A 12,201-nucleotide genomic window follows, 5' to 3' on the forward strand; every position below is an offset into this window, starting at 1 on the left:
TAGTCGTTCAACCACTGTATCCATGATTGATTAACTAAAGATTGAGGAGTCCTCGCCCTGGGTAGGCAATCCGGCAGAGGGCACTACTGAGGCCAGACTTCACTCACCCAATGAGTTAACCGGAAGTAAGGTCAGCAGCACTAAATTCAGTAGGCCGGAATCCGGACAGTGTAGGATGGGATTCGGACTGCCACTGGCGAAATTGGGTTCTTTATCGAGTAAGCCAAAACATCATGCAAACACTTTTACCCAGTAGCAGGCAAGCGGGTACCCCGAACCTTGCTTTCCTGTTTTTATTGGTCTTCTCCCTGCTGTCAGTAGGTCTGCAAGCCCAAACACTAGTGACGGGCTCAGTAGCTGATGAGGACGGGTTTTCCCTCATTGGCGTGAGTGTATATCCCGAAGGTACCGTCTCCAGTGGCACCGTGACTGACCTCGACGGCAAGTTTAGCCTCACAGTCCCAGCCGGGGAAGAATACCTGATCTTCAGCTATACGGGCTACTCCAAGCAACGGGTAGCCATTAACAACCGGACGAAGCTCAAGATCCTCATGAAGGAGAACGCCGCCCAGCTCCAGGAGGTAGTCGTTATTGCCTACGGAGAAGCCAAAGCCGAAGACGTGATCGGTGCCGTTGACCAAGTCACGGCTAAAGAAATTGAAAATCTCCAGGTCAACAGCTTCGACCAGGCACTGGCCGGGCAGACCGCTGGACTGCAAGTGCGGACTGGCTCCGGACGGCCTGACGGCGGTGCCGAGATCCTGCTGCGTGGCGTCAGTTCTACGGGAGATAACGCTCCACTCCTGGTACTCGATGGCGTCCCCTTCGGCAATTACAACGTGCAGCAGAACAACCTGCTCAGCCTCATCAATCCCAACGACATTGAAAGTATCTCGGTCATTCGCGATGCTTCGGGTAAGGCTCTCTACGGAAGCCGGGCGGCGAACGGACTCATCCTCATCACCACCAAGCGTGGCCGGACTGGTAAGCCGACGATCAACTTCAACCTGACGAGCGCTTACCAGACCATCCCCGAATACGAAAAGCCGAACAACCTCAACGCTACCGAACTCGCCCAATTCCTGGGTGATCGCCAGCGCGATATCGGCGTCGCTGAAGAGGACATCGACGAGCGCTTTCTCAACCCCGAGCGCTACGGGGAGGGCACCGATTGGTACGATCTGCTCACTAGGACTGGCCAACGGCAGAATGCGGACATCTCCATCCGTGGGGGCACCGATAAGGCGCGCTATTCCCTCGCCTTTGGCTACGTAAGGAACCAGGGCGTCATTAAGGAAACGGACTTCAACCGCTATACCATGCGAGCCACCATTGATGCGGACATCACTGATTGGCTAAGCATCGGCGGCATTTTCGCCCCGAGCCAGACCATCAGTAACGTGGCGGGGACGGACCCCGGCACCGGGCAGTTTCAGGCCTACCACGCCATGCAAATCGCGCGTTGGGCGGACCCGACGGCGCCGGCATACGACGACAACGGAGAGTTGACCCGGAGTACGCTCGGTAGTCTGCTGCCCTTCTACCAATCTAATCCACTTTTCCTGCTGGAAAACCAGCAGCGGACAGAAAACAACCGCCGGGTACAGACCCAGTTTACGGTGAAGGCCGACATTATTCCTGGGCTCAGCATCAAGAATACGACCGCGGCAAACGTAATCATGCAGCGCGGCCGCCGCTTCCGTTCCAGCGATATCCTGCAGGGAGCTACTTTGACGCCCAACCTAACACCTAACGATCCGCAAGCGCTGTCCTCCGCTTCGGTTGGCCGCAGTGAGAACTTGCGATTGTACAACGAAACGATGCTGAACTTCAATAAGAAGTTTGGCGACCACAGCGTGGATGCCCTCGCCGGTTACATTACGGAATACACCCAGGAGATCTTCCTGAACGCTGGCGGTAGCCGGGTGGTCAATGAGGATTTTGACATCTTTAATAGTGGTAACATCGCCCGCTTTAATCCGAATGATCCAACTGAAACGCGGATATTCTTCAGTGCTGGCGAGAGTGAGTCGGAACAAGCACTGATCAGCCACGTAAGCCGCGTCCAGTACAACTATAAATCCAAGTATTACGCTACGGCCAACTTACGCCGTGATGCGAGTAGCCGTTTTGGCCCGGGCCTTAGGGCAGCATACTTTCCCGCCGGTGCCCTTGCCTGGCGGGCATCCAACGAGCCCTGGTTCCCTAAGGGTATCTTCTCCAACCTGCGCTTTGAGCTATCCGTTGGTGAAACGGGGAATAACCGGATTGGTAACTACCAGTTCCAAGGTAACGTCGGCCGCGCCAACTACGTGCTAGGCAACGTGCAAGCGGATGGCTTCACCATCACCTCACTACCTAACCCCCTGCTGAAATGGGAAACCCAACGGCAAATTGACTTAGGTGTAGAAATGGGTTTTTTGCAGGACCGGTACAAGCTGGAAGTCACTTTCTACGAGGGTAACACCATCGATCTGCTGTTCTCCCAACGCCTGCCGATCTACTCCGGCTTTGGGAATATCATCTCCAACAACGGCGACATCCTTAATCGGGGTGTTGAGTTTCAGCTGAGTGCAAAACCGGTGGTGAAGGACGACTTCGTTTGGACGGTCAACGCTAATTTGAGTGTTAACCGCACTACCGTTGGTCGCCTCGGGGAGGACAATACTCCCATCATTCTGACAACGGCAGGTAACGGTACGCAAGTAAGCCGCACCTTCGGCAATGGCCCGGTGGGTAATTACTACGGTCTCAATCTGCTTGGCCTGTATACCCAGGAGATGCTGGACGATCCCAGCGTACCCCGCTACAACAACGCAGTGGTCGGTTCACCATTTTATGAAGACGGTGATGGGGACGGGCGCTTAGAAATTGCCGAAGATTACGTTGACCTCGGTAATCCCTTTCCCGACTTCAACTACGGCTTCAACTCTTTCATCACCTACAAAGACCTGGGCGTTCGCATCGTCGGTTACGGCGAGCAGGGTAGTTTGATCTACGATCTCAGCCGCGAGATTGAACTGAATACGGACGGGGTATTCAACGTTCGCGACGAGGTGTTCGACCGCTTCCGCCCGGGCGATACGGACTTCAGCGTGCGTGCACCCATCATCACCCAGAACGGGGAACCTTCCCGTCGTTACCGGACGCCAACGAGTGCCGGGGTGTACAATGGCTCCTTCTTCCGGATCAGCAACATCACGCTTTCCTACAAGCTCAATCGCCTGTTCAATAACATCGATGCTATTCGAGGCGCCACGGCGAGTTTTGCCATTCAAAACGTATTCGTGATCAGCCCCTTCTACGGTAACCCTGAGGCGGGCCGTAACTCCGGTGCTTTCGAGCGCAACATCAATTACAATACCTACCCATCCGTACGGTCCTTCACCTTCGGCCTAAACGTCAACCTCTAATGAGTAAGCAACCTATCCTACGTATCGGTGCCGTACTCTTACTGGCACTCTCCCTTTTTACTTGTAACGAAGAGGAGTTCCTGGACCGCGTCCCCAATGGCCGTTTTACTCCGGAAAGCTTCTACCTGAACGGGGAGCAGATCAATGACGCTACTACTACGCTCTATCCGTTGATGCGAAGCATGGCGAGTGGAGCTTTGAATGACTACGGTGACTATCGCTCAGATAACACCACCTTCGAGTTTAATTCTAATGACCGAGGCCGCGAGGGTTTTGAGCGAGTGGACTACTTCTTATTGCAGTCCGGCGACGGTTACCACAATCAATTTTACAATCCTCCCTACACCGGTATTGGCCGAGCCAACTACATCCTGGAAGCCGTTGATGACGTACCGTTTATTGACGAGAGCCGCCGGGCAACGGCAAAAGCCGAAGCCCTCTTCTTCCGGGGTTACTTTCACTTCTTGTTGATCCAGCATTTTGGCGACGTGATCTCTAGCACCGAGGTTGTGGACGGAGACGGTAGCGGCCTCGCCGCAGCGCGCCGGGAACCACTCGAGGACGTTTACCAGAATGTAGTATTGCCCGACCTACGGGCAGCCATCGAAGGCCTCCCGGAGAGGTGGGATAATAACAACCTCGGCCGGGTCGATAAGGCCACCGCGCAAATGGCGCTGGCTACTACCCACTTTCACTTCCGGGATTACGCCTCCGCCCTTCCCCTGCTGGATAGCATTGTGGAGAGTGGCAATTACCAGTTGATGGATAATTTCCGGGATGTGTTCTTTACCGAGCAGATCGAGAACACGGAAGTGATCTGGGCCGCGCAACACAGCGCCGCGGTAGATCAGGGCTCCACCTGGATGTTTGACTGGGTCGCTCAGTCCGGTACCGACATCTCAATGGGCCGGCAGCGCGCCGGAGCTGGCTTCAATATTCCCACTTGCTCCTTACTGGATGCTTTCGAGGAAGGTGACCTGCGCCGTGATGCCACCCTGGGGATTTACGATTCAGACCCGGACGACCCCGAAAACGAAACCGTACCCTACAGCACCAAATTTCTCACGATCCCCTTCCCCGAGCAGGGGGGTACGGACGTTGATTACCCCATCTTCCGTTACGCCGACGTACTGCTCATGCAGGCCGAAGCACTGGTGGAAACCCAGGGCGGTTTACCCAATCAGGCATTGACCAACGTTAACCTGATTCGCGCCCGCGCTGGTCTGGATCTATTCTTCCCGGGCAATCCCAATCCGGATCTGGACATCAGGACGCCCGAACAACTGCGCGCCGCCATCCGGCAGGAACGCCGGGTAGAGTTGGCCTACGAAGGAAAACGATCCTACGACCTGCGCCGCTACGGCACCTTCGTGGAAACGATGCGGGCCCACGGGGAAATCCAAAAAATGAAGCAACCCTTCGTGGCTGACGTGAACGGCGCCTACGAAAATATTCGGGAGCTGCTCGCCATTCCCAACGGACAAATTCTCCTTTACGGTTACCGCCAGAACGAAGGCTGGTAATTTCCGTTAGGCTCAACGACACAAACCCTTTAGCACATTCGCTCAATAACTCAATTACAAGTTTATATCATGCAAAGACTATTACCAGTATTATTACTCGCCCTCTGCTCCTGGCAATACGCAGGTGCGCAGTCGATCGAAAACTTTGATTACCCCGCGGGCAGTATGCTCGAGAACCTTGATGGAGGTACCAACTGGTCCAGTGATTGGCTGGTCCGCAAGGGAAACGATCAATCGGCTACCTCGGCGGACCCCATCGCGGTAGGTAGTTTAACTACCTCCTCCGCCGGGCGCCTGGACATCACTCACGCCGGTGCCGGCGGTATTCGCGCCGTCCGCCAACTACCCAACGCCATCACCGACGATGGCAGCACCTACTACATGTCCTGGTACATGAATACCAGCTACGAGGATCCCGAAATGAATGGCTCCGTAGCGCAGGTGATGATCACCAATACCGTTGCGCTGGGCGCCGGAGGACCAGCCGGCCAACGCGTCCGGATGGGTAAGATCTTCGGTACGGAGCGATTTGGCATTGACGGCATCAACGCCGGTGGGAACACTTTCATTGATGGCACCGACACTCGCGAACCCATGTTCGTGGTCGCTAAGATCTCTTTCTCCGGAGACGCGGAGGTGGACCCCGTCCGCATCTACATCAACCCCAGCCCCGACGCAGTAGCGCTGGACGACGATGATGCCAACGCCGTTATTAACGCTAACCTGAATGCTGGCTTTGACGGGTTCGGGTTTAAGGTAGAAGGTGGCGCCGCTCTCGAGGCTAGCTTCGACGACTTCCGTTTCGGCCGCTTCCTCAATGGTGACGATCCCTCCATGGCAGTATTTCCGCTGGAAACTTTCAACGACTACGACAACGGTGCTTCCCTTGATGGCGGCACTGGCGGTGAGGGCTGGGATGGCCCGTGGCAAGTGTTCGGCGAGCAGGGTAACACCATCATTCGTGATGCCGGCCTCCTAAACAATGAGCTCGCCGCTGGTACATCCGGGAACAGCGCCCGCACCGTCGGTACGGGAATGACGCAGCAGGTGATTCGTTACCTCGAGTCTCCGCTGGATACGACGGATAACGCCAGCTTCTGGTTCTCCACCCACCTTTCTCTTTCCGGTAACATTGCCGGAAGTGTTGGCAACATCATCTTGATCGACTCGACCTTCGGCGATAATCAGAACCGAGTGATCCTCGGTAAGCAGTTCGGTAGCCGTAACTTCTTCGCTACCGGCGTCGGTGCGGGTAATACCCAGACCGGCGTTCAGTTTGAAGACGGCTCCGCCCGCTTTGCCGTCGGCCACATGACCCGTGAAAATGGGCAGTGGCTACTCGACCTCTTCGTCGATCCCAACCCCGCTGACGGAGAACCCGCCGAGGAAACGGCCAACATTCAGAACAAAGCGTACAACGCAGGTAACTTCAATGCCGTATCCATCCGCGTTGCTGGTGGTGGCAGTGACCTCAACTGGGACGTAGACGATATCTACTTCGGAGAAACCTTCGAGGACGTCATTCCCGGTGATTTGGTACCCATTACCGAAGCGCCTCCCGGAGCAACGGAATCCTTTGATTACACCATCGGTGGCAGCCTCGAAGGTGGCGCTGGCGGTGAAGGCTTCACCGGCCCCTGGGTCACGGTAACTGCCGATGGCGACGCAACAGAAATCGTAGCGGAAGGCATCCAGAGCCTGCCCCGCCTCAAAGAAACGGTCGGCCCATCCGTTAAGATGAATGCCTACCAACGCCTCATGCGCCCACTTGAAGGCACCTACGGCGATACCGGCCGAGAATTTTGGCTTGGCTGGTGGATGGACGTCGACATGCCTGGCGCCAACGTCGTGCAGTTTGTCCTTGCGGACACCACCGTATTTGCTACGGGCACTGGTGGCGAGGTCGTACAGATCGGTAACAAGTTTGGTGGCGGCACCCTCGGTATCGTACCCGGTGGCAACATCGCCGACGCTACGGCTGAGGACGGTCACTTCTTCGTCGCCCACGTCATCACCAACGGTACGGCGGATCCCGATCAGGTGATCGTTTGGGTAGACCCCGACCTTGAAACGATCCCTAGCGCCGACACGGCTGACGTCATGACCATGACTGACCTGAGCAATTGGAACGGCATTGGCCTCAAGTTTGGCGGTAACCCAGATCAGCCGACGACGGCTCGCTTTGACGAGATCCGCGTTGCATCCTCCTTCGCTGAGGTGGTACCTACTACTACCGACATTGCTCCCCCGAGCCGGGTACTAGCCGCAGTAGACGTATTCGACTACGACGCTGGCATCGAACTCAACGGCGCTGAAGGCGGTGACGGCTGGGGAGGTCCCTGGATGGCTCAATCCGGCGTAACGCTCGTCGCCGCTGGAAATACCCTCAGTGACCGGACTTGCCCCGAAGGCAACCAAGCCAGCATCACCCAGATGGGAGCTGGTGCGGAAAATCCAACCGTCATCACCCGCGAGCTCTTCAACCCTTACGGTGTGACCGGCGAAGGCAGCACATTCTACGCCAGCGCGGTTATTGATATTACGCAGAAGGACATCGGTAACAACGCTCTCTTCAACGTGATCAACACTTCCGGAACGCCAATCATTAGCGTTGGTGGAACGCGCGGCCTCGATGCCCTCGCTGCCATCCGCAACAATGATGCAGCCAACGGCCGCCAGACTACTAACAGTATCGATGCTGCTGGTGCGAAGTGGATCGTAATTCGCATGGACGTGGACGTACCCGCTGGTACTTCCGACATTTTGGTCTGGGTGGATCCCCCGGCGGATGCCCTGCCGAACGATGACAATGCAGTCTTTTCATTCGATGCAGTGGATATCGGCGGCGGCATTGACGGTATCTCCCTCAGCGCCCTTGGTTTTCAGAACAGCACCTTCACGGCGGATGACATCCGCGTAGGTAGCAGCTACCGCGACGTTAGCTGTCAGTTCGGCTCTGACGATCCGAATCTCATCGCCTACGAACCCTTCAATTACGATGTTGGCACCGCACTGGAAGGTGCGGGCGGTATCAACGCATTCTGGGACGGTACCTGGGAGCCCATCATGGCTCAGCCCAATAACACCGCCAACATTATCGCTGGTAGCGTAGCTTACGAAGGCATCGAAACCAACGGTAATCAGGTTCAGTTTGACTTCAATACTGACCTTGAGCAACTCGACTACCGCCGTGAACTCGCCTTCCCGCTGGAAAGCGATTCGAGAACTTACTGGTTGACGTGGTTCCAGAACACCGTCGTACCCGACGCTACGGACAACATCGGTAACATCGCCCTCGTCAACACCGAAGAAGCTGCCCGCAACGGCCGCCGCCTGGCCTTCGGCCGGATGTTCGGTGAAGGCACGTTGGGCTCAGTCGCTATCCCAAACAACAACGTTCGCAGAACAGAGACACCTGATGCTGGCCTGAACTGGATCGTCGTCAAGATCGTCACCACCGGTGATGAGTCTCCCGTCGATACCGTAACGATGTGGATCAACCCACCGGTAGGCCCCGAGCCCGATACCTTCTCCACCGGCTTCGCCCAGTTCTACGGCACGCCGTTGCTGAAGACTGGCATTGACGTGATTGAGTTACGGGCTAATGGTTCCGGTGCGAATCAGTCTCCTTACATCACTGGCTTCGATGAGTTCCGCATCGCTACCGCTTGGGGTAGTGCCCGCCTGACGAATACCGTCAACGTAGCTGCGAACGATCCCTTCCAGCTATCGGCTTACCCTAATCCGACCTCGAGCGAAATCACGATCGAGTACGAATTGGAGCGCCCCGGCCGCGTGGCCGTCGAACTGTACAGCATGACTGGCCAGCTCGTCAGCAAATTGGCGGAGGGTAATCGCTCCGGCGGCGAGCAGCGTACGACGCTCAACCTGGCGGCGAATTCCTCCATCACCAACGGTATTTATCTCCTCCGGGTCACCCACGAAGGGAAGAGTACCACCCGCAAGATCATGATTCAACGGTAACCAATCCGTCCCATCCTCTTTTGCCGTGCCGGCCGTAGCGTAATGCTGCGGCCGGCATTTTTTGTGGGTGAGCGTCAGCGAATCCTTTCTAGTTCTTTGAACTTACTCTTCGTTTTTAATGACCGTCCCAGACGTGTCCGAAATCCAATACGCTTTAACTTGCCCCCATGTCCGAACTAATTACCTGCGGCAGCGCCCGCGAGATCCTGAACGCACAACGATTTGATTACGGCGACGAAATTTTGGCGCTGACGCAGGTGCTGGGTAAAGTGTTGGCCGAGCCCATCGTTGCGGATAGGGACCAACCCCCGTTTGATCGGGTGGCGATGGACGGAATTGCCATCCACTACCCGGCTTACGCCGCCGGCCAGCGATTCTTCGGACGGGAAGGCGTACAGGCAGCCGGGCAACCCGCGAAGCCACTCTTTGGTGTGAACCGTTGCATTGAGGTCATGACCGGGGCGGCCCTGCCCGGTGGCTGTACTACGGTGATTCGTTACGAAGACCTCGAGGAAGAAGGTGGTGGGTTCCACGCGCCGGAAGGCATTAAGGATAACCAGAACATTCACCCTCGGGGTAAGGATGCTCAGGCCGGCGAAGAACTGGCCCCCGCGGGTAGATTGATTGGCGTGCCTGAGATCGGGATGCTCGCCAGTTGTGGTTACGCCAAAGTGCGCGTGCGTACCATCCCCCGAATAGCCGTGATCACGACCGGCGACGAATTGGTCCCACCCGGCGAAAAGCCCGCTGAGCACCAGATCCGGATGTCGAACCTCTACCAGCTGAATGAATTGCTGGGTAAAAATGGTTTCACTGTGGCCTCGGGCATGCACGTCATTGACGATCCTTCCGCCCTCCATGAAATCTTAGGTCAATGTATTGAAGAACATGACGTCATAATTCTGACGGGTGGCGTTAGTAAGGGCAAGTTCGACTACGTGCCGGATGTACTGAGTGAACTTGGAATTGAGCGGCTTTTCCACGGTGTGGCCCAACGACCGGGAAAACCGCTTTGGATTGGAAGAAATGCCGATACAATGGTGTTTGGACTGCCCGGGAACCCTCAGTCTAGTCTCTCCTGTTGCCTGGCTTACGTGCTGCCGTTCCTACATCGTCAGATCGGCCTTGAAGCCAATAAACAGTTCGCTAAGCTAGCCAGAGACGTTGCCTTCAAGCCTGACTTGACGCTGTTCGCTTACGTTGCGGTAAGCTCCGACGCGCAAACCGGCGAGCTACTGGCTACTCCAGTTAAGCACGCTGGTTCGGGTGATGCCAGTAGTCTGCTGCGAGGAAATGCTTTTATGGAATTGCCGCAGGGACAGTCGGTATACCGAGCCGGAGAGGTGTACGAAGTCCGCTACCTTTAAACTATGAAACACCACAAACACCCACCCATCAAGCGCCCCGTTTTGGGTAAGTACGGAAGAGTAGAATTTTCCTTAGTTGGTACTAATTGCGCTACCATTGATGGCCTAATGGAAAGGTGGCAACGGGAATACGGATCGACCATCAATACGCTGGTAGTGACCGGCGACCACGGCCAGCAGCCGGAGTACTTCACCGTACAGCCCGGCGCGAAGAAAATGATGAACGGGGTAGGGTGGAATGAGTACGATGATAAGTTGTACGGTAGCCTCCACGATCTGGTACTCGTTAATGGCAATCACTACCCGGCTGATCGGCAGATCGTCTTCATTGATCCGAAAAAAGCCGGCACATTAGCGCGGCGACGGGAACAATTGACGAACGTCGCCGCGGTAATCCTTTGTCAGGAGGCAACGGATCTCCCCCAGTGGTTGAGCGATGTCATTGTTGCCGAGACTCCCGTCTGGAATCTGGCAGACGCGGAAGGACACTTATTTAAGCTATTTGAAAGTAGCGCGCAAGCCGCTCAAGCTCCGCTAAAAGCCTTGATATTAACCGGAGGCAAGAGTACCAGAATGGGCGAGGACAAGGCTGGGCTGATCTACCGCAACGGACAATCAGAGGCGGACAGGTTAGCGCAGTTGTGTGAAGAGCGCGGTCTTGAGACTTACTTCAGCGTAAGCGAACCGAGTGGACTGGATAACGAACTGCCGGATCGCTTCGTCGGGCTGGGCCCACTTGGCGCCATTGCAACGGCCTTTCTTTATAACCCGGATGCCGCCTGGCTGGTCCTGGCCTGTGATCTTCCTTTGGTTGATGGACCGGTAATTGATCAATTGATGAATACCCGTGACTCGAGCCAATTAGCTACAGCAATCAGAGGAGGTTCAAAACCATTCCCTGAACCGCTGATCGCCATTTACGAACCACGGGCCTACGCCCGACTGCTGCAATTTCTGAGCATCGGCTACGCCTGCCCCCGCAAGGTGCTCATCAATAGTGATGTCGCCGAAGTAGTGCTGGAGGACGAGACTCCGCTTACGAACGCTAATACGCCCAATGAGCGCCGAGCGGTGCTGGAACGACTAAGTAAGTAGTGCTCTAGAGTTGTGTCCGCGAAACGATGGATCTACCCAACGTCACCTCATCAGCATACTCCAACTCCCCACCAAAGGAAACTCCACGGGCAATGCTACTCACTGCGATGTCAACCGATTCTAATTGTCGGTTGATGTAAAAGATGGTCGTATCCCCTTCAATCGTAGGGCTGATGGCCATAATGATCTCTTTAGCGTCTGGCTCCCGGGCCCGCTGAATTAACGTATCGATGTTGAGATCACTGGGCCCAACCCCTTCGATGGGCGCAATTACCCCACCGAGCACATGGTAAAGCCCCCGATACTGCTGCGTTTCTTCGATGGCCATTACGTCACGGATACTCTCCACCACGCAGATCATGGACCGGTCGCGTCGCTGATCCCGACAGATGGAGCAAACGTGCTGGTCCGAGAGGTTACCACACACCGTACAGTGCTGAATGTTGACCCGCATGGTCGCAATCGCCCGGGAGAAGTCAGTACTATCTTCCGGTGGGCGCTGCACCAGATGAAGGACCAACCGCAACGCCGTTTTCTTACCAATGCCGGGCAGGGATGCGAAAGCATTGACGGCATCTTCGATGAGTTTGGAAGAGAATTGCATGGTGGTAAGTTGGATCGTAAGAACAGGAGAAAAGTAAACAACTCAAGACTAAAAAAGTCGAGTAAATTCAAGGGTATTCTCAAATTAAATGCTGCTTTAATCTGCCGGATTTTAGTGCGTGTGGACGGGTATTTACGCCAATCATTCCACATTTCTGCCTTATCCGGGAACCACGGGCGGCAAGTTTGTTTATTACCTAAATAAAGGGCAAATTT

6 protein-coding genes are annotated in these 12,201 nt (G+C 55.6%); 5 read left to right on the top strand and 1 reads right to left on the bottom strand.

Annotated elements, in window-relative coordinates:
* The first annotated feature begins 233 nt into the window (after positions 1 to 233).
* The 5 genes from A3850_RS11130 (at position 234) to A3850_RS20010 (ending at position 11,382) form a co-directional block, all read left to right on the top strand.
* Positions 234 to 3,413 (top strand): SusC/RagA family TonB-linked outer membrane protein, encoded by a 3,180-nt coding sequence (locus tag A3850_RS11130; RefSeq protein ID WP_068216518.1) that lies wholly within the window; start codon positions 234 to 236, stop codon positions 3,411 to 3,413.
* On the top strand, positions 3,413 to 4,936 hold the full coding sequence (locus tag A3850_RS11135; protein ID WP_068216520.1) for a RagB/SusD family nutrient uptake outer membrane protein: 1,524 nt from the start codon (positions 3,413 to 3,415) through the stop codon (positions 4,934 to 4,936). The genes A3850_RS11130 and A3850_RS11135 overlap by 1 nt, the downstream gene beginning before the upstream one ends.
* 69 nt (positions 4,937 to 5,005) lie before the next feature.
* Complete coding sequence (locus tag A3850_RS11140; protein WP_082921760.1) at positions 5,006 to 8,920, top strand: T9SS type A sorting domain-containing protein; 3,915 nt, start codon at positions 5,006 to 5,008, stop codon at positions 8,918 to 8,920.
* 167 nt (positions 8,921 to 9,087) lie between these two features.
* Positions 9,088 to 10,287: a molybdopterin molybdotransferase MoeA gene (locus A3850_RS11145; RefSeq protein ID WP_068216524.1), complete on the top strand. Its 1,200-nt coding sequence runs from the start codon at positions 9,088 to 9,090 to the stop codon at positions 10,285 to 10,287.
* A gap of 3 nt (positions 10,288 to 10,290) precedes the next feature.
* Positions 10,291 to 11,382 (top strand): NTP transferase domain-containing protein, encoded by a 1,092-nt coding sequence (locus tag A3850_RS20010; protein ID WP_082921761.1) that lies wholly within the window; start codon positions 10,291 to 10,293, stop codon positions 11,380 to 11,382.
* A 4-nt stretch (positions 11,383 to 11,386) separates the two neighbouring features.
* Here A3850_RS20010 and recR read toward each other — a convergent pair whose 3' ends face one another.
* Entirely contained in the window at positions 11,387 to 11,986 is a 600-nt protein-coding gene (gene recR, locus A3850_RS11155; protein WP_068216526.1) for a recombination mediator RecR, read from the bottom strand.
* Between the last annotated feature and the right edge of the window lie 215 nt (positions 11,987 to 12,201).

Source organism: Lewinella sp. 4G2, from assembly GCF_001625015.1.
GTDB lineage: Bacteria > Bacteroidota > Bacteroidia > Chitinophagales > Saprospiraceae > Neolewinella.